Below are 26,776 nucleotides of genomic sequence, written 5' to 3'. Positions count from 1 at the left end.
TTTTACACCTCACTTAAATTCTTTTCACTAACATTTTTTATACTCAGATTCATGCTTCCTGTTCTATAACCTTCTAAATCTAATGTTACATAAACAAATCCTATCTCTTTTAGTTTGTTCTTAACATTCTCAATTATTCTTTCATCTAAAAACCTGCCAAATTCCTCTTTGCCTATTTCAATCCGGGCAAGTTGATTGCCATGAAACCTGACTCTTACCTGTCTAAATCCAAGTTCAATTAAATAGTCTTCAGCCTTTTCTATCATTTCAAGCTTCTCTTTTGTAATTTCCTCACCATACGGAATTCTTGATGAAAGACAAGCATATGCCGGTTTTTGCCAAGTAGGAAGTCCTAAATATTTCGAAAGCTTTCTAATATCTTCTTTGGTTAGCTTTGCAACCTTAAGTGGACTTACCACATTCAGCTCACACGCCGCTTTCATGCCAGGCCTAAAATCATTCAAATCATCAAAGTTTGAACCATCCGCAACATGCTCAATTCCATGTGCCTTTGCTACTTTCCATATCTTTTCAAAAAGCTCTTTTTTGCAGTAATAGCATCTATCAATAGGATTTTTATTAAATCCCTCAATTTCAAGCTCTTCTGATTCTATAATAATATGTTTTGCTCCTATCTCTTTTATAAACTTTTTGGCATCCTCAAACTCTCTTTTGGGATAAGTAGATGATGTAGCTGTGACGGCTAAAGCCTTTTCACCTAAAACATCATAAGCAACTTTGACTAAAAATGTACTGTCAACACCACCTGAATAAGCAATAGCAACACTTCCTAAGCTTTTCAAAAAACTTTTGAGATTTTCATATTTTTCTTTTAATGCTTCATCTATTATTGTATCCATAATATGACCCTCCTGCATATTATTCAAATAAAAATTATTTCGATAGATTTTGTATGAATTTATTTTACACATAAACTTATTTTATATCAATATCATTTCGCAAAGCTGATAAAAAGCTACATCAAAGTTTCTTTACAAACTTTGCAAAACTTTCAGCAACCTCAGCAAACCTTTCTACATCACTTTCAGTATGTGCACTTGACAAAAACATTGCTTCAAACTGAGAAGATGGAATATAAATGCCATTTGTTATCATATATTCCGCAAACTTTTTAAACATACTTAAATTGCTCATTTTCGCCATCTCGAAATTTTCAACCTTCTCAACTCCAAAGAAGACTGTCAGCATTGAGCCAACTCTGTTGATGCAAAAAGTCAAATTGGAATTAGAAAAGACTTTTGCCAAGTTGCTTTCAAGTTTTTGTGCCAGTGATTCTAAATAGGTATAAATATCAGGATTTTCTTTAAGCTTCTTGATGGTAGCATAACCTGCACTCATCACAATTGGATTGCCCGACATAGTACCTGCCTGAAAGACATTTCCTTGTGGTGCTAAGCACTGCATTATCTCTTTTTTGCCACCAACTGCGCCGCAAGGAAGCCCTCCACCAATTATCTTTCCAAAAGTTATAAGGTCCGGCTCAACATTATATATAGCTCTTGCACCTTTCAGTGAAAGTCTAAAACCAGTTATTACTTCATCGAAAATCAGAAGACTGCCATGGAGGTTGCAAATTTCTCTTAGGGCTTGCAAAAACTCTTTTTTTGCAGGTACAACACCCATATTCCCTGCCACAGGCTCGATTATAACAGCTGCTATCTCATCTTTGTTTTCTTTAAAAGCTTTTTCTACTGAATCTAAATTGTTGTATTCAACCACAATTGTATTTTGTACAATGTCTTCATCAATTCCCTTTAATCTTAGCTCTGCTACTGCTGACCCTGCTTCTTTTAGAAAGATGTCATGATGACCATGATAACAGCCTGCAAATTTCACTATTTTTTTCTTCCCAGTATAGCCTTTTGCAAGCCTTACAGCAGTCATTGTAGCTTCTGTCCCTGAATTAACAAATCGAACCATATCAATTTGGGCTGTCTCACACACAAGCTTTGCCATCTTGTACTCTATTTCTGTTGGAGCACCAAATGCCATTTGATCTTCCACCACTTCTTTTATCCTATTTACAACATCAGGGTCACAATGTCCTAATATCATCGCACCCCAGGACAGAACAAAATCAATATATTCATTGCCATCAATATCAAATATACGGCAGCCTTTTCCTTTTGATATGACAGGCGGTGTAATACTCAAATTTTTAAATGCACGAACTGGACTGTTAACCCCGCCTGGTATATATCTTTTGGTGTTGTCAAATACTTCTTTACTTTTGTCAAGTTTCATTTTTAAAGCTCCTTTCCATTCAATATCTTTGCAGCCTCTAAAGCATGGTATGTTATAATTGCATCAGCACCTGCTCTCTTTATCGCAGTCAATATCTCAATCATAACCTCTTTTTCATTCAAAAAACCAAGCTTGCCAGCACTTTTTACCATAGCATACTCGCCACTAACATTATAAGCTATAATAGGAATATTAAATTTCTCCTTTGCAGCAGAAATTACATCAAGTGATGTCAAAGCAGGTTTTATAATTACTGCATCTGCACCTTCTGAAATGTCAGCTTCTATCTCTCGCAGAGCTTCTCTTTTGTTTTGGTATGGCATTTGATAACTTTTTCTGTCGCCAAAAGCAGGCCGTGAGTTTGCTATATCTCTAAATGGTGCATAAAGTGAGGATGCAAACTTTGCACTGTATGGTATGATGGGAGTATAAATAAATCCATGACTGTCAAGTTTTTTGCGGATAGCGGCAACTCTTCCGTCCATCATATCAGATGGACAAATTATATCTGCCCCTGCTTTTGCATAGGACAGTGCTATTTCACTTAAAACTTCTATTGTCTTATCATTGTCTATTTTATCGCCTTGCAAAATACCGCAATGTCCATGAGATGTGTACTCACAAAGGCACACATCTGCAAACACCAATATATCTTCGGAATATTCTTTTATTTTCCTTATTGCCTGCTGGACTGCCCCATCATCCTTGGTAGCATAACTGCCCATCTCATCTTTCTGTGAAGTCACACCAAATAAAATTACACCGCCAATGTCAGCTTTCTTGATTTCATCCAAAATTTCATGTAGCCTGTCAACAGATACCTTCACAATGCCATCTAATTGTGGCATTCTTTCAAACACGTTTTTACCATCATCGATAAACAGGGGAAAAATAAACTCTTTGCTGTAGAGTCTTGTCTCACAAAAAAGTTCTCTTAAAGCCTTTGTCTGTCTTAATCTTCTTAATCTTTTAAACTCCATTTTTGACAACCTCCAAAATCTTATTTACTATTCCCTCATCAGTTGCCTCATCACAAGTAATACTTTGAACACCAAAACTTTCTAATGTCTTTTTTGTGTGTTCACCGATTGAAATGACTATTTTATTAAAAAGTATCTCTTTCCCATAGCATTCTATAAAGTGTCTAAACATTCCTGAGCTTGTAAATACATATATATCCGAATCGTAAACTGCATCATTTGGGTTTTTAAAAAACTCCATTGAATATGCAAAGATGGTGTCAACCTCAAATCCCAAGCTTGTGAGGGCATTTTTAAGATAATCTCCTGCTATTTTAGACTGAACGGTTAGTATCTTTTTGCTTCTATCAACTTCATTTGCAAAAATCTTGATTAAACCATCTGATGAATGCTCATCTGGAATATATTTTACTCTAAATCCTCTCTTTTGGAGTGAAAGGGCAGTTTTTTTTCCTATTGCAGCAAAATCACCTCTTATGTTTCTCACATCTATATTTTTTTCAATCAAGTAGTCAAAAAAACTATCAACACCATTTACACTTGTAAACACTAATATATCATACTCTGGCAAAGAGTTTAAAATTTTATCAATCTCCTCCCTATGGAGAACCAGTTTTGAACAGCAACCATCAACAACGTCCGCACCAAGACTGAATAGCAAACTTTTTATATTCCTTGAGACACTTTTTGGACGTGTGATACAAATTCTCTTGCCAAATAAAGGCAAATTCTCATAAAAAGAAAGCTTATTTCTAAATTTTATAACCTCACCTATTACAAATACCATTGGTGATGCAATTTGATTTTTAAACTTTCCAGTTGCAAAGTCTTCTAAATACCCGCTAATCACTTTTTGCCGACCAGTTGTTGCATTAATTACTGCTGCAGCAAGGGTTTTAGGCTGTTTGCCATGTAAAATCAGTTTTTGTGAAACGCTTTCAATATTTTCGGCAGACATGAGAAATATTAAAGTTCCATCAAGTTTAGAAATTATGTTCCAATTCAGTTCTTCATCATCGCACGTGTGCCCAGTAAACACGTGAAATTCACGTGCAAGCTTTCTATACGTGATAGGAATACCCGCAAAGGTTAAAGCAGAGTAAAATGAACTAACACCAGGAATAATTTCAAAAGGTATGTCATTTTCAAATAGTTTTTCTGCCTCTTCTGCTCCCCTTCCAAATATATATGGGTCTCCACCTTTTAACCGAACAACATTAAAACCTTTTTTTGCATACTCTATCATTAAGTTTATAATTCTGTCTTGAGAAAGTACATGTTTTTTTGGCTCTTTCCCGCAGTAGATATAAATTGCATCATCTTTTGCAAGCTTCAACAAATTTTTGTTTATTAACCTATCGTAAATTATTACATCAGCAGTTTTTATAGCATTCAGACCCTTTACTGTTATCAAGTCCTCCATGTATGGACCAGCACCAACAATATATACTTTCCCAACTTTCAATATACACAACTCCTTCTTTGGAAATCTAATTTCACTAGGTATAAAAAGCTAACTTTTGAGCATATTACTTAGCTTATTTGCAAGAGACAAAAAGTCATCTTTGTTACCCTCAATACTTGCTTGTATTAATTTATCGCCTCTTAAAATGGAAGCAAATGCATAAATTTTGTCCTGGTCTGTTTTACAAAAAACACCAATCGATGAATGACATCCTCCTCCCAAAAACTTCAAAACAAGCCTTTCAAACTGGGTTTGGATATATGCATCAGTATCGTTTATTTTACTTAAGATGCTTTTATAGGGACTATCTTTAAGGCACTCAATGCATATTGCCCCTTGACCGGGGCAAGGTGTAATCTCATTTATATCGAAAATATAACTCACATGAGAATCTAAGTTTAATCGTTTTAATGCAGCATAAGCAAGCACAACTCCATCAAGCCCTTCTGACTCAATCTTTGAAAGTCGCGTTTCTATATTGCCTCTTATGTTAACAACCTGTATATCTTCTCTTAAATTTTTTAAATGTACCTCCCTTCTTAAACTGCTTGTTCCAATTTTTGCGTTTGGTTTTAGCTGGTAGAATCCCACACCATCTTTTGACACAAGCACATCTCTGGGGTCCTCCCTTTCAACAACTGCAACAATCTCAAAATTACTATCCATTTCACAAGGCAGGTCCTTTAAGCTGTGGACAGCTAAATCTATTTCTCTTGATAAAAGTGCAAGTTCAATCTCCTTTACAAATACACCAGGGCTTTTAAAATCTTTTAGGCTTTTTGTTTTATCAATATCTCCTTTTGTCTTTATAGGAACAAATTCACATTCAATACCTAAGGTTTGCTTGATTTTTCTTGCTACAATATCAACTTGAATTCTGCTAAGCTTGCTGTCCCTTGCACCAATCCTTAATTTTTTCACTTTTTTCACCTCAAAATTTTAAACATCTTCATAAAATAACTTTATAACTTTATTTGCATATCCTTTTTTGAAAAAATAATAAAAGTCATCTGAACAGACAAATTCCAATATTTGGTCTTTTTGCGGGTGATGCTTTAATTTTTCTCTCAAATCAGTTGCCCATTTGCAGAACATGGCAAAAGTCTGAAGAAAATTGAGAACTTTCGGTGTAAGATATTTTGAAAGTTTCGGATTTCCCCTATTTATTGACAAGCTAAAAACAAATTCATCAGTTCTTTCTTGAGCACCAAGCCTCAAGTTTCCAAGCTTATAATCTGAACACACCAGATATAGTTTATTCAGTCTTTTGCAGTGCCAAATAATTCTTTTTTCAAGTTTTTTGTTTGACACTCCAATCACAATTATGTGTTTATCATTTAAAAAACTTTTGTGAAACTTTCCCTTCTTAAGCTTAAGACATTCACATCTCAACCTTCTAAAGCCTATATCAAACCTTGGCGACAAAACTTCAACCTCGCAGCCAGCTTTTAGAAATGTTTTGGTTTTTATCAAAGAAGCTTTTCCTGCACCTATAACCCCCACCTTAATGTTATTTGCTACAAGTCCAATATGCATGAGATTTTCAAAGCCTGAATCTATTTCAAGAATATCCTCTCTATCAGGTTTGAGCAAATTTCACCACTTCCCTCTTTGTGTGCCTCTCTTAAAACCTCAATTGCCCTGTCAATATATAAATTTGCCATCCTTATCAAAAGCCTTTCAACCTCTTCTCTTTCTCTGCTATTAACATTCTTTATATACTTCACCTGTGCTTTGCACAGCTGCTCTGCGTGTCTTTTCATCTCCATAATCAAGTTTCTGTACTGTCTAAATTCAAGCCATTCAATGAATTCATCAATATATTTCTCAATTATATTATAATTTTCTTGCATTTTGGAAATTCTAATTTCTCTGGAGATAGCATCCATTTTATGGACTTGGTCTATATCAATCACTTTAACGTTCGGAAGTTTATACACCTCAACATCCACATCTCTTGGCACAGCAAGGTCAAATATGAGCAGATTTTTTCTCTCTGGTATATCATCTTTATGAACAACTGCATGTGGCGCAGATGTTGAGCATATCAGGCATTGTACTTCTGAGATTGTATCTTTTTTGTCGCTATACACAAATTTTTCAGGATATAGCCTGACAAATTGGTCAATTCTCTCGTTTTTGCGCCCAATTAAAAATACTTTGTCCACATCTGAGTTTTTAAAGTAGTTGCAAAATAAAAATCCAATATTTCCAAGTCCAATTATAGCAATTTTTCTGATATTTGATTCTTTCAAAACCTTTCCAACAACTGATGCGATGGTGATGGGATGCTCGTTTAACCTTGACTTTGTCCGAAATTCCTTTGAACATTTTAAGGCTACCTCAAAAAGCCTTTCAACGACTGGATTTTTACCGCCCACCTGCTTTGCAATTTCTTTTGCTTCTTTTACCTGAGCAACAATTTGTTCTTCACCAATTAAAAGCGAATCAAAGCCGCATACAACCTCAAATAGGTGTTTTATACAATCTTTGTCTTTGTATATATAAAATAAATGCATATATCTCTTATCCCAGTCAAGTTCAGTGAATATTTTTTCTATGTCCACATACTCTTCTGAAAAGAAGTAGATTTCTGTTCTATTGCAGGTACTGAGAATTATAACTTCATCTGCTATTTTTTTAAAGCTAATTAACTTTTCTTGTAGCTTGGTCTTTGTCAGAGAAAATTTTTGTCTGATATCAACTTCTACTTTGTGATTGATCCCAATGACCCAAAGCACAAAACATCATCTCCAAAGATTTTTGGAGTATACAAATGCTTATATTAAAAAAAAAGCCCTATACATGTTATTTGAATGTTAAATTGCCCTCAAGAGAAATTTTATCACGTTGCACATCTTAGTGCAATTCTCTTGAGGGACCAGCAATTGACTTTTGAGTTTTTTCAACTCTGCTGAGTTTCGAACTTTATGGGGAAAATCATCATAAGGTTCATTTCACCTCTTCGGATACTCGATGCCCAAATTAATATCAATTTTCTTCTTAGCCTCTCTTAAAAAAAGCTCACCTTCCCTTGTAAGCTCATAATATGTGTGATTTCGATGCTTAACACTTTTTCGTCGACGATGATAATATTTAACTATTCTCCTTTCCACTCGCTTGATGAATCCTCGCTCCTCAAGACTTTGAAGTCGTCTCCTGCTTTCTTCCAAGGACAAACCCAGACGTATCGCCAAAAGTTTTGCGTATTCTGGTCCAAGCTTTTTGAGGTAAGCAAGGATTGTTAGATCAAGGAGTTCATCTTGGTCATGCCTGACCGGCATATTTTCATCTCCTCATATATGGAGTTACTTCTTGCATAGGATTTAAATTCCAAAAACTTCTTCAGCATTGTATCTTGCGATTCGCTCAATAATTTCTGGGCAAGCTCGATTCAATTCTAAGCATCTTACTGTCTTGGGCACACTCAGTGGGTCATTGGGTCTGAGATTACTGTAGTCGCTATTAAGTACTCCTCGTTGGAAACGTTCCAGATGATTTAGCAACATTTGAGGAGTAAGACCATCTTGGCGAATTGTAAGACCGGGCACAGCACCAAATCCTCCAATCAGGTCAATAATATCTAAATTAGCATGGTCTATTATCACTTTTCGAGGTTCAATTCCTACCTTTGCAGCAATCTCAATTGTTTTATTGGTAATTTCAATCCTGTTTTCTGGCGGAGTATGAAGAATTACTGCAGCCCCATATTCCTTGGCAATTTTCAATTGCTCATAGAGGACTTCCTGCTCCCGCTGGTTTCCCTCATGAAGCCCAATCTCACCAAGCCCAACAATACCACTCATTTTAAGATAGTCTGGAAGAGCGTCGATCACTCTGGTCCAATCGTCCGGTATTCCCATTGGGTGAATTCCAATGGTAACGTAAAGTTTAATACCATTTTTAGCAGCAATACTCATAGAAAGAGTTAACATCTGATGGAAGTGATCAAAGAGCGTTTCGGCATGTTTTGCCCCAAAAAATAGCGAGCAGCCAATAACTTTCCTTACTCCTGCCAGGGACATATTTTCCCATCCTTCAAATGGAAGCAATGAAACATGTACATGAGAATCTACTATTTCTTTCATCACTCTTATTCACCTGCCTTATTTTTAGATTTAAGACAATGTAAATCAAGGCTTGATATAGGCATACCCTTCTGCCTGTTTCCTGACAATTTCTGTTATGCCAACTGGCACAACTGTCACAAAATCAGGAAGGCTATTTTCATCGATAGATTGGCCTTTCAGAGCATTTCGACATGCTACAAATTTTACACCTATTTTGGATAATTCCTCCATCTGCTCTAAAAGCGATAAATTAGATGATATACTGCACAAATTACCACTTTCTACTTGCTTACATTTATCTTTAAAAATAGAAACTGCCTCACCATTAATCACTACTTCAATGTGAGCATTGTCTTGCCCAACATCATTCAAAAGATTGGTGATATTTCCAAGCACTATCTGCCACCTGCTTAATTCGTTAATATGGAAGAGAACCTTCAAGCCATTCATCCAAACACCCACTTTCTGCAAAGTTTTAGCTATCTGACAAAATGTAAAAAATATTTTTTGCCCCGCTTTTATTTTACTTTATTTTAAAATATCATTTTCTCTAAAATACTCCGGTAACTGGTCCCCATTGATAACTACCATATCGCCGTTTTTATTATATACCCATACTCTATCTTTCAAAACAACAACATTGTAATCTGCTTCCTTATCCATAGCACATGCATTACCACAACCACTGATAGTTATATTTCCTTGTAAATTGCCTGAAGATACTATATGCTCGGCTATAGCATGGACATCACCAACACCATTTTTGCAATAGCGCGCACCCATGCATGTCTTTATTCCTTCACTATTCCATGCCAATGCTATTTTGAGGAATGGCAAAAGCCCCATGTGGTTAATAACTTCGGCCAATCGTTCGTTTTGCGCAACCTTAATATAGCTATTAACAATCCTTTTAACAGTGTCGATTAGATATTCTTCTTTTATAACCACATCTAACCGAGTACCTAACTGTGGCTGACGGCCTCCTTTGCCTCCAACGTAAATCCAATAGCCATCTTTGACTGCAATAATTCCTAAATCATTTAGTTGCGCCTCAACGCACGAATTAGGACAACCATTTACAGCAATCTTAAATTTTTTGGGCGTCGCAAGCCCTGCAAGGCACTGATTGATTTGCGCTGCCAGAGGTGTAACATCGCGAATTACACGTTTGCAATGTTCACAAGAACATACTTTAACATTTCGTACAACTGGCCCAATATCAGCCAAAGGCAAGCGAACTTTCTCTAACTCTTCAGCTATTTTGTCAAAATCCTCTGGCTTTATGCCAAAAATCATTATAGCCTGAGTAACTGTAAGCTTCGCACCTCCATATTGTTTGCTCAGTCTCCAGATAGTCTCCAGCTGTTCTGGGTCAAGATATCCATTTACAGGATGAATTATAACAGCGTAACTACCATCTAACTGTTGTATAAACCCTTTATTGATGTACTTTTTAACCATCAGTTACTCTCCTCCCTTAACACAAATATCAACATCTGGTTTACAGGTTTTAAATTAAAGTTAGATCTATATTCGGTTTCTGTCCACAAAACTCTTTGAGCTACCATAGCTTCTGGGTTTAGCTGAACATCTTTTCAATTCTTCAAATTTCTTATTCTCATTACTTTGTCAAATAATTAACTTTAACATTAAGTATAACACCTGTAAAAATACCAGTCCAATAAGAAATAGTTATAACATTAATAACAGTTTCTTATATATCTACAAATACCAGTTTTTACATGTCAATATAAAAAGCATGAGGTATAACTTACTTTTGTAAGAAAACAATAAAAACGTTTATTTTGCCTTTGTTATTAGTAAAATAATATGATACTATTATTCTTGATAACATTGAGGTTATATGAGGTGACAGATATGACCTTAAGAGATATAGAGATTTTTGTCACTGTTTGCGAGCTAAAAAGTATGTCTGCTGCCGCAAAAAAACTTTATATGTCACAACCTGCTGTAAGCCAGGCTATATCACAAATAGAAGAAGAATTTCAGATCAAACTCTTTGACAGAATAGGCAAAAGGCTTAGCCTCACATACCCAGGTGAGATACTTTATAGCTACGGAAGGCGTATACTCAATCTTGTCAAAGAAGCAGAAAATATCCTTTATGATGTGAGAAACATGAGGATGGGAAGACTGAATGTAGGAGCAAGTACCACAGTAGGAATTTATCTGCTTCCGAAAATAATTGGTGATTTCAGAGAAAAATATAGCGTAGATGTTTATTTTACAATTGACAACACAGCAGGAATAGAAAAGCTAATACTTGACAATGCTATAGACCTTGGTATTGTGGAAGGACCAGTGCATTCAAGGGACATTGTTGTAATACCTTATATAGACGATGAATTGTATCTTGTATCCTCAAAAAACCACAGGTGGGCAGAGAAAAGAAGTATCGCCCCTGAAGAGATTGAAAATGAGGATATAATCATGCGGGAAAAGGGAAGCGGAACAAGGGAAGTCTTTGAACAAACAATGGCAAGAAATAATGTAAGGTACAAAATAAAATATGTTCTTAACAGTACCGAGGCAATAAAAAAGGCTGTTGAAGCTAATATCGGTGTTTCGGTAATCTCAAGACTGGCTGTGGAAAAGGAAATAAAAAATGGTAGACTTGTGAAGATCAATATTGAAAACATGAGATTTGAAAGAAAGTTTAGTATTATTTATCATAAGGACAAGTTCAGGTCGAACTTATTTGAAGAATTTATAAAACATCTTTACAATTACATTGCAAAGTAGTTATGAAATTGTAAGAATATAATCTATCACCCCCTTTTCTCTTTAAAATGGATAAAATATGTTTAGACTGTAAATTTGAAACTTCTATTTGCAGATATATCATACCACTTGTTAGCAAACATGGCTAAATGAAAGTTATCGTTTTTTTGTAATTGAACTAATTCATTCTTAAAATCCTTAAATTCATCAATTGAGTTCACTTTCAAGTAAAATCCATCTGCTGTTATAATTGGAAGTTCACTGTAAATATACTGATCAATATCTACTAAGTCGCTTAATTGGCCTTTTCTAATTTTTGCAACAAGTTTACCATTTATGTCAATGACATCAAAACTTTCAGGGTAAGAATAAGTTTCCCCCTCAATAGGAACAGCATCTCCTACTTTAAACGTTCTTTTGTACTTAGGATGTTTTCTAATAAGACCTTCAGACAATGAATAATAATATTCATCAAAGCAATGAACTATCATCTCTTTGTCATCTTTTACAAATTTAGTTGCCTCTTCTTTTAGGTTAGCTAAGCCTGATATGATGCCACCGCCAGAGACATCATACTCGTCTACTAAAACAAACCTACCTGTTGTAGGATTTACTTTAAACTCGTCAAAGCAAATCTTTTCCCTAGTTTTTATAGTCACTTCTGCAACATCGTTTGTTCGAACCTCAAGAGCATTTTCTACTGTCTCAAGAGTTGTCGCATCTATAACTTTGTCTATAGAAACAATTTCACATTCTGTCTCTTGTGTAACAAGCTTTAGTTTATATGTTTTATTCTTCACAAGATTTCTTTTTCCAAGCCAAAACAGATTTGCCCTGAACGTATCTGAAACATATAAAGTATTATCGTTTTTGTGAACAATAACTTCTCCTCTTTTATTAAAGAACTCATCTTCAATAGTAATTCCAATAGACATTCCTGCCACTACTTCATCTTTTTTATTATTTTCTGGCCAAAACTCAATTGATTTTACTTTGCTAACCTTTCCTTCTGGCAGGATTTTAATTTCATCTCCCACTTTTAGCCTTCCAGACTCAAGTCTGCCAGCAATTATCCTCCTGTGGTCAAATTTATACACATCCTGTATAGGAAATCTTAAGGGTCTATCTTCCAATTCTTTGTCTTTCTCAAAAAGGTCCAAAGCCTGAAGCAGAGTCTCACCCTTGTACCATGGCATTTTATCAGACTTTCTTACTATATTCTCTCCCAAAAAACCTGATACTGGAATGTACTTTTGAGGATATACGTTGAGCTTGCTCAAAAAGGATGAAATTTCGTATTTGATTTCTTTGAACTTTTTTTCTGAAAATTCTATCATGTCCATTTTATTGACTATAACATATACCTTTTGGATACCCAAAAGTGATAAAATATATGCATGTCTTTTTGACTGTTCCTGTACACCTTCAGCAGCGTCAATAACAAGAAGTGCTGCCTCTGCATTTGCAGCACCTGAAACCATGTTTTTTAGAAATTCTTTGTGCCCCGGAGCATCTATAATTAAATAGTCTCTTTTTGGTGTTGAAAATTTTATCTGAGTGGTATCAATTGTAATTCCTTGTTTTTGTTCTTCTTCTAATGCATCTAAAAGATAAGCATATTCAAAAGGTCTGCCCTTTTCTTTACTTATTCTTTTTACTCTTTCTATTGCAGCTTCCGGAACAGATTTGGTATCATAAAGAAGTCTTCCTATGATTGTAGATTTACCATGATCAACATGACCTACTACTACAATCTTGAGCAATTCTCTTGCTGTCATAACTTCAAATACCTCCTTGTACATAGCATTACATGTATCCTTCTTTTCTCAATTTTTGCATTGCATAGGCATCTTCTTGGTCTTGAGCTCGTCCTGCTCTTTCGTTTACCTTGGTGTTTTTTAGCTCTTCAATTATCTCGTCAATTGTTGTTGCATTTGACTCAACAGGGAATGTGCACGGTGCACAACCAAGGCTTCTGTATCGTTTTCCATTTTTAGCAAAGTACAGGTCAATAACTGGGATGTTTTCACGTTTGATGTACATCCAAATATCAATTTCTGTCCAGCTAAGCAAAGGATGAACTCTCACATGGCTTCCTTTAGGAAAATCTGTATTAAACTGGTTCCAAAACTCAGGTGGCTGATTTGTATAGTCCCATTCTAAATCTTCGTTTCTTAAGCTAAAGAACCTCTCTTTTGACCTTGAACCTTCTTCGTCTCTTCTTATGCCAAGTATCAAAGCTTCAAATTTGTATTTATTAATCACCTGCTGAAGTGCGTCAGTCTTTAGTGCTTTGCAGCAAACAAGTCTTCCCTTCTCAGGCCCCATCCCTTGTTTTATGGCTTCTTCATTTATGTGGACAATTAAATCAAGGTTGTATTCCTTTGCCAATTTATCCCTGTACTTTATCATTTCTGGAATTTTGTAGGTTGTATCTATATGAATTAGCGGGAATGGGCAATGTCCGAAGAACGCTTTTTTAGCAAGCCACAAAAGCACTGTTGAGTCTTTTCCTATTGACCATAGCATTGCTATCTTGCTAAATTTGCTATAAGCCTCTCTCAAAATGTATATGCTTTCTGCTTCCAATCTATCTAAGTGATCCATTTTACTCTTCCCTCCCTAATACGTGGTGTTATCATTAGGATTTTGTACAATTACTTCTTTTTCGCCATTTGGCTTTTCAAAAAACCAATAAAGTAAATTATTTTCTTTTTTAACATACATAATAGTTCCTCTGCCACCAATATCTGCCCCTAAGAAGTATTGTATTGCTTGAAATGTACACTCTTTTACACACGCAGCACAGCCCCAGCAATCACGCGGGTCTCTGACAAATGCTTTCTTATCTTCATCTATCACAATTAAATTGCCTGGACAAATTTCAGCACATTTTCCACAGCCAATACATCTTTGTCTGTCAATCCTTATGCTCATATACCTCATCCTTTTTTACTAAGCTTCTAAAGATTATCTTGACTTGGCCATCTTCAAATCGGGAATTCACATACTTCAAAAAGTTCTCATCGTCCTTATAAGGATAATCAACAAATTCTTGGAATGCTCTCCATCTTGTTTCTTTCCTTGCTTCTAAATGATGTAGCAAAACTTTGCAAACATAGAGTCTGTCAATAAGCTCATAAATTTTCATAAGCTGGTAAGTATCTTCTGCTCTCAATCTCTGAGCAAGTGTGAAAAGTTCTTCTATTCTTTCTTTAGCAATTTGTAGCCCTTTTAGATTGTACGCATAACCTGTCGAAATCCCACCAGCATAAACATCCATTACTTTTTGCATAGCTTCTTCTAATTCTTCTGTGGTGTACAAAGGAGAAGTATTGGTGAAAAATCTCTGCACCTCATTGAGTTTTTGTTCTATTGAGGATATATCTAAGGTTTCAAACTCTTTGTCTTTTATATACTTTAGCGCAGAATTTGCAGCTATTTCAGCCTCTGCAAAACAGCCTGTTACATACTTGTGAGGACATCCTCCAACAACATCGCCTGCTGCAAACAAACCTTTCAAAGTTGTTTGTCTTTTTGTATCTACCCAATAACCACTTGCTGAATGACCACCAACGATGTATGGTTCTGAGCCTTCAATTTCGACATTCTCAACCGCCGGTCCTCTGCCACTGTCGATCCACTTAAGTGTCTGCGATGGTGCCATGTGAAGATATGCTTTTATTAGCCTCTGCTCGTCCTCTTTAGAAATCCCAACTGTTTTTAAATAACACGGACCTCGGCCTGCTTTCAATTCCTCAACCGTTGAAAATACTCTGTTGTATGTGGTAGGTCTTCCATATCTTTTTTCATAGTACTCACCTTTTGAATTGATAAACTCAGCTTTTACCTCTTGAGCTATTGTTCCCGTCGGCGCTAAAGTATCCTTGCAGCGAAGAGCTATAAATCTAACTTCGTAACTTGTCATCTCGCAACCTGCTCTGATTCCCATTGCATATCCTGAACCTACATTAAAAGGTGGATACCACATCTTGTGTCTTGAAAATTCAGGGTTGTTAGGCCTGTAGAGTCCTGCAGCACCACCTGTTGCACAAATCACTGCTTTGGCGATGATAATGTAGAAAACATTGCTAATTATAGAGAATCCATATGCCCCTATTACTTTACTGTCTTTGACGATGTAATCAATGATATTCACATGATTTAGCACTTTAACATTTTTTTTACTCTCAACTGCTTTTGCTAAAATTGGTTTTATATTTTCGCCGTTTATTTTTATGTTTCTTTTACCTCTTGCTAAATATTTTCCATTTGAATCTTTTAAGATGACAAGACCCATATCTTCAATCTTCTTTGTAACCTCATTTAATCTTAAGGCCATAGTGTATACCAAATCTTCTCTTACGATATTTTCGTAATCCTCCTTGACATACTGCAGGTACGTCTCGGGAGTTTCTCCTTCTGTGATATAGGCATTAAGAGCATTGACACCTGCAGCAAGGCATCCGCTTCGCTTAATGTTTGCCTTTTCTACAATTAAAACACTAACGTTTGGCGCTTTTTCAGCAATTGCTATGGCAGCAAAACACCCAGCTGTTCCACCACCAATTATGAGTATGTCGGTTTTGAGCATCTTCACTTCAAAGTTCATCTTACTTTATCACCCTTCTTTAGTTTTGGGAGGCATGCCATTTTAAATCTTTTCAAGTGCCTGGTAAAAATCTTCTATTATGTCTTCTACATCCTCAAGGCCAACACATATTCTTATCATATCTTCATAAACACCCATAGCTTCTTTTTCTTCAGCAGAAAAACCTACATATATAGTTGATGCGGGATGTACAACAAGTGTCCTTACATCTCCTATATTGGTTGAGTTTACGGCATACCTTAGTGAATCTATCACTTTAAACGCATTTTCCTTGGTTCCAACCCGTATTGTTAAAATTGCTCCATATTTGCCTCCAAACTGTTCTGTTGCAAGCTGATAATATATACTTTCCTCAAGCCCAGGATAATTTACTGAAACTACCTTTTTATTTTCCTTTAGGGCCCTGGCAAGACTAAGAGCATTTTCGCAAATCTTTTGCATACGAACACCAAGAGTTTCAAGCCCAATTGTATTTAAAAATGCATTAAAAGGCGATATACAGGCACCAAAATCTTTAAGCAAGTTATTTCGAAGTCGTGCAATGTACGCAAATTCACCATACTTTTTGTATTCCTTAATAAGCGGATACCTATCATAATCAATTTTCATGTTGCTGCTTGCAACTATTACTCCGCCAATACAGCTGCCGCTTCCATTTATAAACTTTGATGTAGAATGAACCACTACATCAGCACCAAGTTTTATGGGTTTTACAAGATACGGCGTTGTGACAGTGCTATCAACAACAAGTGCAATACCATGCTCATGTGCAAGATCAGCTATTTGCCTGATATTTGGAACATCAAGTTTTGGATTTCCTATCGTTTCTATAAAAATTACCTTAGTTTTATCTGTTATATACTTTTCAAAGCTTTCAACGCTACTGTCCTCTGCAAATCTTGTTTTGATACCAAAATTCTCAAATGATTTGAACAATGAATATGTGCCACCAAAAATGCCGCTTGCTGAGACCATTTCATCTCCACTTTTCACCAAATTCAATATTGCTAAGGCAATTGCTGCCATGCCAGACGATGTAGCAACAGCAGCAATGCCTTCCTCTAAAAATGCTATTCTCCTTTCAAATGCCTCAACTGTAGGATTATTAATCCTTGTATATACAAAACCTGGCTTTTTCCCAGAAAAAACCTCTTCCAGTTCGTGTGCAGTTTCGTATTGGAAAGAATTACACAGGTATATTGGAATATTTGTTGAACCCCTTTCTTCCTTTGGACCAATATTTCCGTGAATCAAAGAAGTATTAAATCTCATTCTTGTCCACCCTTTTTTACAAATACTGTATATGTTCCATCGTTGTTATTTATCACTTTTAAAATCTCATGACCTTCTTCTTTTAAACTTCTCGGGACATTTTGAATAGGCTCACCTTCGTTCATTCTTATCTCTATGATTTGTCCTACCTCCATGTCCTCCATTGTGGCTTTTGCCTTTACAAACGTCATTGGACACACAAGATTTGTAATATCCAAAAAAACATCAGCTTTGATGTCACTCATTAAAATCACTCCTTTTATTTTCTATTGCTTTTTCTAACTCTTTTTTGAATACATCCCATCCAACTCTCTCTATGGTATTTCTAAACCTTTCGCCTTGTTTGCCATATTTTTTGTAAAACTCAAGTGTAGCTTGAATGACCTTGTGAACATCCTCTTTTGAAAATAGGATCGGCAAAATCTGTTTTCCAAGCGCTATATTGTTTCCAAACATACCACCAAAATAGAGAAGATAGCCAGGCTTGCCTTTCCACGAATTAGTCGGGCACGACTTTACACACCTTCCACAATAGGTGCACTTGTCTCTATCTATGGTAATCTCTTTATTCTTCTCATCTATTTGTATTGCCTTTGTTGGACATACAGCCTGGCAAAGTCCGCAAAACGTGCAGCTGCTCTTTTCCCACTCAGGTTTTACTGCTCCTTTTATACCTAAATCATTTTCTTCAGCTTTAAGGCAATTATTACCACAACCTGTTATTCCGATTTTAAATTTGTGTGGAAGTTCCTGGGCATAATATCTCTTGTCGCACTCGTTTGCAAGCTCTGTTGTGTCTATAATTCCATTTGGGCAAATGTTACTGCCTTGGCAAGCAGTAATTGTCCTTACTCTTGGTCCGCATGCACCAGGCTCAATGCCCGCTTCTGATAGCTCTTTTTTAACTGCCTCTATATCCTCCAGTTTGATAAATGGTATTTCTACTCCCTGTCGTGCAGTCAGATGTACATATCCTCTACCATATTTGTTTGCAACCTCGTATATTTTTTTTAATTGTTCGGCACTTAGTCTCCCGCCAACTACTCTTAGCCTCATAGAAAAATAACCTTTTTGGACCTGTCGCATAAACCCCCCTTTTTTTAGCTCACTGTAATTTATCTCTTTCACCTCAGATTACCCCCTAATCTTTTTAAATGATGTGGATTTCTTCCTCTTCCACATAACTTTCATATATCCTAAATGATTTTAAAACAGGATTTTTTTCGTCCATGAGTGATAATATGAGATAGCTCAAACTCTTATCGAAAGCAAGTCTTTTGTCCTCTTCAGACGGCCTTGCGGGTGTGGTTGGATGGCTATGAAAATTACCAAGTAATACCCAGCCATTTTTTCTCATGTCTTTTACAGCTGCAAACTGTTCAAGTGGGTCCATTGAAAAATGCTCTGGACTTTGGTCTACATTGGTAAGCAAGTAAACTTTCTTGACAATTCTCTTTTCATCCTCAATAACTCCACCCAGAAGTCCACACGCCTCCATAGGTAAGGAGTTTAAACAATGATTTAACATCTCCTCATATAATGTTTTTGGCAATATTATCAATTCTAATTTATCCCTCCTGTTTTTTGGCATTCACTTTTGGAACTCTTATCCTTAGCCTTTTAAATCACACTGAGGCTGTTCATAGTCGATTAATTCTTTTATTGTTGGATTTTTACCGCATACCTCACAGCTTTCTCTCTTGTTTATCTTTACTTTTCTAAATTCCATCTTCAAAGCGTTGTAAATTAAGATATATCCTGTTAACAGGTCACCAATTCCAAGCAAATATTTAATTGCTTCTGTTGCCTGGATTGTGCCAATTATTCCACCCATCACACCTAAAACTCCTGCCTGTCTGCAAGTTGGAACTGCATCAGGTGGTGGTGGGTTTTGAAAAATACATCTAAAGCACGGCCCTTTCTCTGGCACATAAGTCATGGTTTGCCCATCAAATCTTATGATACCTGCATGTGAAAATGGTTTTTTTAGCATTACACAGGCATCGTTTATTAAAAATTTTGTTGGAAAGTTGTCTGTGCCGTCGATTATAAAATCATAATCTCTATCCTTGATGATGTCTATTATGTTCTTTGAGTTTACCATTTCACGATAAGTTACTACCTCCACATCAGGATTCATTTGGTTTATCTTTTCCTTTGCAGAAAACACCTTTGGCTTGCCTACATCAGGTGTAAAGTGTATTATTTGTCTTTGAAGATTGGAAAGCTCAACTGCGTCAAAATCAACAAGCCCGATTGTTCCAACACCGGCAGCTGCCAAAAACATTGCAGCAGGGGAACCAAGTCCCCCAGTACCAATGATCAAAACCTTAGATTCCAAAAGTTTTTGCTGTCCTTTTGCGCCAACCTCGTTCAGGATGATATGTCTTGAGTATCTTTCAAGTTGTGTATCTGTTAACTTCATAATAGTCCCCCTCCCATGAAATATAGAAACTCAACCTCATCACCATCTTTTACTGTAACCTTATCATATTCACTTCTGGGGATAATTTGACCGTTGAGCTGCACTGTTACGTATTCTTTCATTGAGACATTTAAAACATCTAACATCTCAAAGATTGTCATCTCTCTTTCAATTTGTACTTCATTACCATTTGCCTTAATTTTCATTCTTTTCTACCTCCCTCATAAATTTTTCATGTATTTTTAAGGCCCCATCTAAGTCTTATCTGATTTTCTAAAGGGCCAAATATTGCCTTTTCTACAACAAGTCCGAAAATAATTGTTACTATCATCACGCTAATGACCTGGCTCATATCTGCAAGGTCTCTCCCAACCATGAGTACTTGCCCTAAACCTTTTGTAGCAAAGAGCATCTCACCTGCCATCAGCGCCCTGAATGTAAATGACCAACCTTGTTTCATGCCTGAAATAATATACGGAAGGCTTGCGGGGATTATTACATTTAAGTAAAGTGTTATACCTTTTGCACCCATCGTTTTTGCTGCTTTTATATAAAGTGGATTTACATTTTTAATGCCTGACTCAACTGCAAGTGTTATAGAAAATAGAGAACCAATTGCAGTTACAAATATAATGGCTTTTTCTGAAAGACCATACCATAATATGGCAAATGGTAACCAGCAGACGCTTGGCAATGTCTGAAAACCAAGAATAAGTGGTCTTAAATTTCTATCTAAAAACCCGAACTTTACTATTGAAAGTCCAAGAATAATTCCCGCAATAAGGGAAATCAAATAACCTATAACCATTCTTTTAGTTGTCGCCCAGATTGCTATGAACAAAACATTGTTATCCAGAAGTCTTATAAAAGTTTCTGCTACTGATACAGGAGATGGAAACACATAAGGTTTCCATATCTTAAAAAGCTCAACAAAAATTCTATAGACCAATTCCCAAACTGCTATCAGAGCTATATAAAACAGTGTCCTTTTCAAAACTCCAATCGCTATCGTATTCTGCTTTTGCAATCTTTTCCACCTCATCTTTTAACTCTTTCATAATAGCAGATATCATATAGACTATGTCAGGATTATCAAGAAGTCGCGGCCTTGCAAGTCTTATTTCAAAAACCTTTTTGATTTTTCCCGGGTTTGAAGACATAACCACAACTTTGTCTGCTAAAAGAACCGCTTCTTCTATATTGTGTGTCACAAATATAATTGTCTTTTTAGTCTCCCACCAGATTCGCTGAAGTTCAAGCAGCAGGATATTTTTTGTCTGGCTGTCAAGTGCTGCAAAAGGTTCATCCATAAGAAGAACTTCAGAGTCAAGCGTCAATGCCCTTGCTAATGCAACTCTTTGTTTCATTCCACCTGATAATTGGTGAACATAAACGTCTTTAAACTTAGTTAAGTGAACCATCTTTAAGTATTTAAGCGCCCTTTCATTTCTCTCTTTTTTGGGCACACCTCGTATTTTCATACCAAATTCAACATTGTCAATTACTTTTAGCCATGGAAATAAAGCTGACTCTTGAAACATTACAACTCTATCTGGACCAGGTGACAAGACTTCTCTGCCGTTTAAAAAAACCTTTCCCTCAGTGGGTTTTTCAAGCCCAGCTATTATATTCAAAAGTGTAGATTTGCCACAGCCAGATGGACCGAGAATGCATATAAACTCTCCATTTTGTACTTCTAAATTTATTTTTTCTAACACATTTATTTCTTTGTTTTTTGATTGAAATCTCTTACTTACATTTTCAATCATCAATGCCAATTTTTAGTACACCTCTTTGTTTTTGATTCTATCTAAAATTTCTCTATTCACTAATTCTTCAATATTTGGTTTTCCTCTTAAGTATCCCAAGTCAAAATATGACTCAATGGCTTTCTCCAAAGGCTCTCTTTGTATTTCACTTGTAAGTTTGATATTTTTGAATGACTCATTTAAAACATCTTCGGGCAATTGCTTAGAAGTTATCTCAGAAATCTGTTTATTTATTATCTCGCATGATTTTTCAGGATTTTTTTCAATATAACTTGTTAGCTCTAAATGTGCCATGAGAAATTTTTCTACAATATCAGAATGCTCTTTTAAAAACTTTGAAGTTGTTATAATTACTGTTGTAGGAATATCTATGTATTGTGCTATTTGGCTACTGTCAAGCACAACATTGGCATTTACTTCTTTTTTCAACCTTGTCCCCCAAGGTTCAGGAACAAGTGCTACATCTATCTCATTTCTGTCAAGCAGAGTTTTAATATCTGGATTTTCAGCTTGAATAATCTCAACATTTCCACCTTTGGTAGTATCTTTAAGTCCAGCTTTGTTTAATAAAAACCTTAATACAATATCCTGGGTATTCCCAAATTGAGGAACTGCAATTTTCTTACCTTTTAAGTCACCTAATTTTTTTATATTCAAGCCCTGCCTTGAGACCAGCATCATTCCTCCATTTGCAGCTCCTGCAATAATCTTTATTTCCCCGTCTGTCTTTGCAAATCCGTTTATTGCAGGTATAGACCCAATATAACCTATGTCAACCTCATCAGCTAAAAACGCTTCTATCTCGGCCGGACCTGCATTGAAAACCTTATATTCAACCTTTACATCTTTGCCTATCCTTTTTTGGAAAATGCCAAGTTCTTTCCCTACCAACGCTTGGGCATGAGTTATATTCGGGAAAAATGCAATTCTTATCTTTAGATCTTTGTCTTCTTTTCTTGCATAACATCCTGAAAGGAGAAATAACAAAGTAATTGGCAGTATAATTAAGGCAGCCACTTTATAATATCTTTTTATTGCCATTTATGTGCCCCCCTAATATCAACTATTTTTATCGAAATACTCTGAATTAAAGTTATTTTTTTACCTCTGCCCACACCTGCTTTTGAGCAGAGGCAAATTGTTATTTTTTGTATTCTTAAATTTCTATCTAAATACTTGGTTATTAAAATTATAATATAGCATTATTTCCATGTCAATACCCATTCAAAAATTTATAATCCAAAGTTGCAACAACGATACTAAAGATTGTTAAGTACAGCTGTTATATAGGATTAAAAACATAGCTACCAAATAGCTCACGTATCAAACCAGAGACTAAATTCTACAAAATAGCCCCATCTTTATCGCTACTAAAAAGAAAACTATTTGCTATAATGAAGCATTCAAAAAACATGGCAGTAACACCCAGTTGGATTGAAAGCCAAACATGCTGCCTTACCCATCCTGCCTTCTCTTAAGATACTCTTTGTACCCTGCTTCCTCTAACTCTTTTGCCTTTTCTTCAACTTCATTTTTCATCCTCTCTTTGTACTCGGCTATTTTTTTTCTTATTTCAGGATACTTCACCCCTAAAATCTCAGCAGCCAAAATCCCGGCATTCTTAGCATTGTTGATTGCAACTGTTGCAACAGGAATACCTGCCGGCATCTGAACAATGGATAAAAGAGAATCAAGTCCATTTAAAGAAGATGTTTTTACAGGAACACCAATAACTGGCAAAGAAGAAATTGAAGCAACCATTCCTGGAAGATGGGCAGCTCCGCCAGCACCAGCAATAATTACCTCAATTCCCCTTTCCTCTGCCTCTTTTGCATATTTGACCATCCTCTCAGGTGTCCTGTGTGCAGACACAATTGTCATCTCATACTCAACTCCAAAATCTTCTAAGACTTTTGCTGCCTCTTTCATAACAGGCAAATCTGAGTCGCTTCCCATAATTATTCCAACAAGTGGTTTCTTCATTACATTTTACACCTCCGATTTTATTTTTAACACTTCCTTTACTTTCTTTGCCTTTTCTATAGCTCTTTCTAAATTATCGTCGAGTATTGTTATATGTCCCATTTTTCTAAAAGGTGCAGTTACTTTTTTGCCATAGAAGTGAAAAGAAACACCTTCTATTGAAAGTGCATCAATCAACCCCTCTATGACAGGCGTCCCTTTGTACCCATCTTCACCTAATAGATTTATCATCACAGCAGGAGACAAAAGCTTGGTAGAACCCAGTGGCAAATCACAAATGGCCCGAAGGTGCTGTTCAAACTGACTTGTAATGCAGGCTTCTATAGTATAGTGGCCTGAGTTGTGTGGTCTTGGAGCAATCTCGTTTATTAAAATTTTTCTGTCTTTTGTCAAAAAGAGCTCAACTCCAAAAACACCAACACCTTGGAGTGCTTCAACTGCCTTGATTGCTATCTTCTTTGCTTCATCCTCTATATCCTTTTCAACTCTTGCTGGTACAATGAGCATATCGAGAATGTTTGCAGTCTCATCGAAAACCATTTCTACAACAGGATATGAAACAACATCTCCTTTTTTATTTCTTGCAACAATAACAGCAAGTTCTTTCTCCACGTCTACAAATTCTTCTATATAAGATTCAGTTTTGAGAACTTTATTTATATCGTCTTTACTTTTTATAACCACAACTCCTCTACCATCATATCCGCCTTTTGTTGCTTTCTGAACAAGCGGAAAACCAAAGTTTTCAAAAAAAGATATATCAAAGCTCTCTACCCTTTCAAACCTCGGTACAGGAAGCCCTGCACTTTGTAACACCTGTTTTTGCTTCAGTTTGTCTTGAATTATCTCTAAGCAATATGGAGATGGCAGAATATTGTATCCCTTATCATAAAGTTCTTTTAGAACGCTTGTGTTGATATGCTCTATTTCATAGGTTGTAATGTCACTTTTTTCAACAAGTTCTTTTAATTTTTCTGGACTGTAAAAATCACTTACAATCAGCTCGTCTGAAACTGAAGCTGCAGGACACGCAGCACTTGGGTCTAAAGAGATAACATAAAACCCCATCTGCTTTGCCTTTTGAGAGAGCATCTTCCCAAGCTGTCCACCGCCAATTATGCCTATTTTCATAAGAGGATAGCCAAAAACTCTTTTGTCCATTCTTTTCCCCCATCTCTCCTTTTAAAAGTGTAGCTGTTTTTAAAACTTTCAAAAAATGACCTCCTCATAGAATTAAGAATATTTTATCTTCAATTCCATGAGGAGGTCAACAGCTTGAAAGTGTATTCTATTTATTTTTAGATATATTCTACTTTATCAACGAAACATAATCCTCTAAACTCCCGTCATCTAAGCAACATTCTATAATCTGTCTTCCAAGAGGATGCAAATCCAATGTTTTGAACTTGACAATCTCTTTCTTGAAGAAATCTATCAAAATCTTTGCACCTTCCATATATCCTTCTTCACCAACTTCTGGCTGAAGGTCAACTTGAAGTAAAAACTTCGGAATATATGTCCCTTCAACCTTCATGTACTCAAGAGCATACCCTAAAAGTGGAAGCTTTGCTGGCTTTAGCTGATCGGACCTTAGTCTCACATTTCCTCTTTTTGCTAAGTACTCTCTTGTAATCCATTGGGGCATAAAGCCTACTTTATATGCACCAATGTATTGATTTGGAATGAGAATATACTGAGTTCTTGTAAATTGTAATATTTGCTCTAAAAGAAGGTTTGCCTGTTTCACCATAAGGCCTGTTGCAAATGGCCAGTAAGAACCAACACCTTCAGAGCTCAAAGCCTCAGCCTGCGTTATGCTTGGGTTAGCATGGCCACGGGGGCTAACAAGCCTCCATAGCCATGCCAATGCAGGTGGTAGAAGGTGAAATATGCCTACTATTCCATATGTGGGTTTTGACTTTGTGCAAGGTGGTGTTCTTACCCCAAAACTTCGTATATCAACCTCAACAGGCTCATCTACAATATTAGGGATGAACCTGCGAGGTAAAATCACTCTCGGATTTGGACAGGGCTTGCCTGGTTCATCCATTGTATGGTCCCAAATAAGACAAGTTGAACCAGGCACACCTTCTAAGTTTAAGAAAATAAGAGGCTCTGGAGGATGAATGCAAAGCCTTTCTAATTGCGGGTCTGTGCCATAATGAGTGATATTGTCAAGCCTTACAAACCAGCCTTGTTCTGCATCCTTTACAATCATTTTAGAACCTGTTTGAAGGCTGGGATGAACAAGAGCGATATCATCTGTAACAGGATGGATTTCGCAAGACTCTTTTATCTCAAGGTATATTTTCTCTTTTGTAATAATGTTTTCGCCCAAAAGAACCCTGTTGTCTTTTTCTCTATGCATCTGCTGGCACATCTCGCTTTTGCCGCCACCGCTTGCACCTTCGTGCATAATTGTTATGACATTGTCATATGGTGTGACAATTCTGACAGTTGAGGCGTGCGCAGCTACCCAACCTTCCATCTCACCAATGTTTAAAAGTACACCATATACGCCTTTTTTAGCACTCGGTCCTGGATACAGATTATACGAAAATATCTCATGAACACCGTTTACCCTATTGTGTACAACCACTTGTTTGCCGTTAAAATGTGTGTGTCTGAATGGTGGAGCAACGTAAATTACCGCTTTCGGCTCAAAAAGCTCAATCTTTTCGAATTCACTTCTTGGAATAAACCCCTGAATATCAGCAAGTGCAAAACCAAAAAACGCAGCATTAAGCGGTGCTATCACAAGCGCAGGATAGCCGTGTTCTTCCCCACCGGCATAAAAACCATATACAATCAGTTCCTGTGTTTTTAACCATTCAAATGTTTCTTTTCTGACCTCTTCAAAATTATCTCCGTATACATCTTTATACCTTGGCTTATCTGTCTCACCTTCATCACCGATAATCAAACTATCAGGGTCTCTTCGTCTCATGTATACATCTGGATAATTGACAACAATGCCATTTTTGCACCTTGTGACAATTGCCTCAACTACTTCATCCTTGCCTTCAACCTCATATTTGACCTCAAAAATCATATTGTCTTTTCCACCAAGTGATAGGTCAATAAAGTCAGATCTTTTTTCAGGCATAGTTATTCCCTTGCAGCTATTTAAAATATCAAAAACTTCATCTTTTATTTTCAAGTTCAGTAATTTATTCATTGTAATAAATACCTC

The 26,776-nt window shown here is 36.2% G+C and carries 28 protein-coding genes; 1 reads left to right on the top strand and 27 read right to left on the bottom strand.

All coding sequences use genetic code 11. The annotated features are described in order from the left end of the window. Positions 1 to 2 precede the first annotated feature (2 nt). The 11 genes from larE to PGC14_RS03805 form a co-directional block, all read right to left on the bottom strand. The gene (larE, locus tag PGC14_RS03855; RefSeq protein WP_039764882.1) at positions 3 to 860 is read right to left on the bottom strand and encodes an ATP-dependent sacrificial sulfur transferase LarE; all 858 of its coding nucleotides are present in this window, start codon (positions 858 to 860) and stop codon (positions 3 to 5) included. A gap of 121 nt (positions 861 to 981) precedes the next feature. Continuing rightward, positions 982 to 2,265: a glutamate-1-semialdehyde 2,1-aminomutase gene (hemL, locus tag PGC14_RS03850; RefSeq protein WP_271629558.1), complete on the bottom strand. Its 1,284-nt coding sequence runs from the start codon at positions 2,263 to 2,265 to the stop codon at positions 982 to 984. A 2-nt stretch (positions 2,266 to 2,267) separates the two neighbouring features. Further along, positions 2,268 to 3,245: a porphobilinogen synthase gene (gene hemB / locus PGC14_RS03845; RefSeq protein ID WP_271629557.1), complete on the bottom strand. Its 978-nt coding sequence runs from the start codon at positions 3,243 to 3,245 to the stop codon at positions 2,268 to 2,270. Then, positions 3,235 to 4,710: a uroporphyrinogen-III C-methyltransferase gene (gene cobA, locus PGC14_RS03840; RefSeq protein ID WP_271629556.1), complete on the bottom strand. Its 1,476-nt coding sequence runs from the start codon at positions 4,708 to 4,710 to the stop codon at positions 3,235 to 3,237. The genes hemB and cobA overlap by 11 nt, the downstream gene beginning before the upstream one ends. Before the next feature lie 48 nt (positions 4,711 to 4,758). Continuing rightward, the gene (hemC, locus tag PGC14_RS03835) at positions 4,759 to 5,631 is read right to left on the bottom strand and encodes a hydroxymethylbilane synthase (protein WP_271629555.1); all 873 of its coding nucleotides are present in this window, start codon (positions 5,629 to 5,631) and stop codon (positions 4,759 to 4,761) included. 18 nt (positions 5,632 to 5,649) lie between these two features. Beyond that, the gene (locus PGC14_RS03830; protein WP_207178074.1) at positions 5,650 to 6,303 is read right to left on the bottom strand and encodes an NAD(P)-dependent oxidoreductase; all 654 of its coding nucleotides are present in this window, start codon (positions 6,301 to 6,303) and stop codon (positions 5,650 to 5,652) included. Then, positions 6,267 to 7,451 (bottom strand): glutamyl-tRNA reductase, encoded by a 1,185-nt coding sequence (hemA, locus tag PGC14_RS03825; protein WP_271629554.1) that lies wholly within the window; start codon positions 7,449 to 7,451, stop codon positions 6,267 to 6,269. The genes PGC14_RS03830 and hemA overlap by 37 nt, the downstream gene beginning before the upstream one ends. A 216-nt stretch (positions 7,452 to 7,667) precedes the next feature. Continuing rightward, a complete protein-coding gene (locus PGC14_RS03820) occupies positions 7,668 to 7,994 on the bottom strand; it encodes a DUF2250 domain-containing protein (RefSeq protein WP_271629553.1) in 327 nt (108 codons plus the stop codon). A 42-nt stretch (positions 7,995 to 8,036) separates the two neighbouring features. After that, the gene (locus tag PGC14_RS03815) at positions 8,037 to 8,798 is read right to left on the bottom strand and encodes a TatD family hydrolase (RefSeq protein WP_271629552.1); all 762 of its coding nucleotides are present in this window, start codon (positions 8,796 to 8,798) and stop codon (positions 8,037 to 8,039) included. Between the two features lie 45 nt (positions 8,799 to 8,843). Beyond that, positions 8,844 to 9,230, bottom strand: a complete 387-nt coding sequence (locus PGC14_RS03810; RefSeq protein WP_041722558.1) for a DsrE family protein — start codon at positions 9,228 to 9,230, stop codon at positions 8,844 to 8,846. A gap of 78 nt (positions 9,231 to 9,308) precedes the next feature. After that, a complete protein-coding gene (locus PGC14_RS03805; protein WP_039763508.1) occupies positions 9,309 to 10,241 on the bottom strand; it encodes a nitrite reductase in 933 nt (310 codons plus the stop codon). Between the two features lie 417 nt (positions 10,242 to 10,658). On the opposite strand from PGC14_RS03805, the gene PGC14_RS03800 reads away from it, so the two are divergent. Next, positions 10,659 to 11,543: a selenium metabolism-associated LysR family transcriptional regulator gene (locus PGC14_RS03800; RefSeq protein ID WP_271629551.1), complete on the top strand. Its 885-nt coding sequence runs from the start codon at positions 10,659 to 10,661 to the stop codon at positions 11,541 to 11,543. Positions 11,544 to 11,605: 62 nt separating this feature from the next. Here the strand turns inward: PGC14_RS03800 and PGC14_RS03795 are convergent, their stop codons facing one another. From PGC14_RS03795 to PGC14_RS03720, 16 genes are all read right to left on the bottom strand, one after another. Further along, on the bottom strand, positions 11,606 to 13,300 hold the full coding sequence (locus tag PGC14_RS03795; protein WP_271629550.1) for a sulfate adenylyltransferase subunit 1: 1,695 nt from the start codon (positions 13,298 to 13,300) through the stop codon (positions 11,606 to 11,608). 28 nt (positions 13,301 to 13,328) lie between these two features. Beyond that, entirely contained in the window at positions 13,329 to 14,129 is an 801-nt protein-coding gene (gene cysD, locus PGC14_RS03790) for a sulfate adenylyltransferase subunit CysD (protein ID WP_011917167.1), read from the bottom strand. A 15-nt stretch (positions 14,130 to 14,144) separates the two neighbouring features. Continuing rightward, on the bottom strand, positions 14,145 to 14,459 hold the full coding sequence (locus PGC14_RS03785; RefSeq protein ID WP_039763512.1) for a 4Fe-4S dicluster domain-containing protein: 315 nt from the start codon (positions 14,457 to 14,459) through the stop codon (positions 14,145 to 14,147). After that, positions 14,443 to 16,134, bottom strand: coding sequence for an adenylyl-sulfate reductase subunit alpha (locus PGC14_RS03780; RefSeq protein WP_271629549.1), 1,692 nt, complete (start codon positions 16,132 to 16,134; stop codon positions 14,443 to 14,445). The genes PGC14_RS03785 and PGC14_RS03780 overlap by 17 nt, the downstream gene beginning before the upstream one ends. Before the next feature lie 42 nt (positions 16,135 to 16,176). After that, the gene (locus PGC14_RS03775; RefSeq protein WP_271629548.1) at positions 16,177 to 17,406 is read right to left on the bottom strand and encodes an O-acetylhomoserine aminocarboxypropyltransferase/cysteine synthase family protein; all 1,230 of its coding nucleotides are present in this window, start codon (positions 17,404 to 17,406) and stop codon (positions 16,177 to 16,179) included. Continuing rightward, positions 17,403 to 17,651 (bottom strand): sulfurtransferase TusA family protein, encoded by a 249-nt coding sequence (locus PGC14_RS03770; protein ID WP_011917163.1) that lies wholly within the window; start codon positions 17,649 to 17,651, stop codon positions 17,403 to 17,405. The genes PGC14_RS03775 and PGC14_RS03770 overlap by 4 nt, the downstream gene beginning before the upstream one ends. After that, positions 17,644 to 18,534, bottom strand: a complete 891-nt coding sequence (locus tag PGC14_RS03765) for a 4Fe-4S binding protein (protein ID WP_271629547.1) — start codon at positions 18,532 to 18,534, stop codon at positions 17,644 to 17,646. The genes PGC14_RS03770 and PGC14_RS03765 overlap by 8 nt, the downstream gene beginning before the upstream one ends. A gap of 22 nt (positions 18,535 to 18,556) precedes the next feature. After that, entirely contained in the window at positions 18,557 to 18,967 is a 411-nt protein-coding gene (locus PGC14_RS03760) for a M67 family metallopeptidase (protein ID WP_271629546.1), read from the bottom strand. Between the two features lie 51 nt (positions 18,968 to 19,018). Then, a complete protein-coding gene (locus tag PGC14_RS03755; RefSeq protein WP_271629545.1) occupies positions 19,019 to 19,831 on the bottom strand; it encodes a HesA/MoeB/ThiF family protein in 813 nt (270 codons plus the stop codon). Next, positions 19,828 to 20,037 carry a sulfur carrier protein ThiS gene (thiS, locus tag PGC14_RS03750; protein ID WP_039763533.1) on the bottom strand — a complete coding sequence of 70 codons (210 nt, stop codon included), beginning with the start codon at positions 20,035 to 20,037 and terminating at the stop codon, positions 19,828 to 19,830. Before thiS ends, PGC14_RS03755 begins: the two co-directional genes overlap by 4 nt. Before the next feature lie 26 nt (positions 20,038 to 20,063). After that, on the bottom strand, positions 20,064 to 20,780 hold the full coding sequence (locus PGC14_RS03745) for an ABC transporter permease (protein ID WP_271629544.1): 717 nt from the start codon (positions 20,778 to 20,780) through the stop codon (positions 20,064 to 20,066). Then, the gene (locus PGC14_RS03740; RefSeq protein ID WP_039763538.1) at positions 20,770 to 21,609 is read right to left on the bottom strand and encodes an ABC transporter ATP-binding protein; all 840 of its coding nucleotides are present in this window, start codon (positions 21,607 to 21,609) and stop codon (positions 20,770 to 20,772) included. Before PGC14_RS03740 ends, PGC14_RS03745 begins: the two co-directional genes overlap by 11 nt. Positions 21,610 to 21,612: 3 nt before the next feature. After that, entirely contained in the window at positions 21,613 to 22,641 is a 1,029-nt protein-coding gene (locus PGC14_RS03735) for an aliphatic sulfonate ABC transporter substrate-binding protein (RefSeq protein ID WP_271629543.1), read from the bottom strand. Positions 22,642 to 23,055: 414 nt separating this feature from the next. Then, the gene (purE, locus tag PGC14_RS03730) at positions 23,056 to 23,583 is read right to left on the bottom strand and encodes a 5-(carboxyamino)imidazole ribonucleotide mutase (RefSeq protein ID WP_271629542.1); all 528 of its coding nucleotides are present in this window, start codon (positions 23,581 to 23,583) and stop codon (positions 23,056 to 23,058) included. A 6-nt stretch (positions 23,584 to 23,589) separates the two neighbouring features. Continuing rightward, positions 23,590 to 24,744: a 5-(carboxyamino)imidazole ribonucleotide synthase gene (locus PGC14_RS03725; RefSeq protein ID WP_271629541.1), complete on the bottom strand. Its 1,155-nt coding sequence runs from the start codon at positions 24,742 to 24,744 to the stop codon at positions 23,590 to 23,592. 148 nt (positions 24,745 to 24,892) lie between these two features. Continuing rightward, positions 24,893 to 26,761: a DUF4914 family protein gene (locus PGC14_RS03720; protein ID WP_039763550.1), complete on the bottom strand. Its 1,869-nt coding sequence runs from the start codon at positions 26,759 to 26,761 to the stop codon at positions 24,893 to 24,895. Positions 26,762 to 26,776 lie beyond the last annotated feature (15 nt).

It is taken from the genome of Caldicellulosiruptor sp. DIB 104C, from assembly GCF_028198085.1.
GTDB classification, from domain to species: Bacteria; Bacillota; Thermoanaerobacteria; order Caldicellulosiruptorales; family Caldicellulosiruptoraceae; genus Caldicellulosiruptor; species Caldicellulosiruptor saccharolyticus.
The sequence above is the reverse complement of the archived record's forward strand: the minus strand, read 5'-3'. Positions and strand labels throughout refer to the sequence as shown.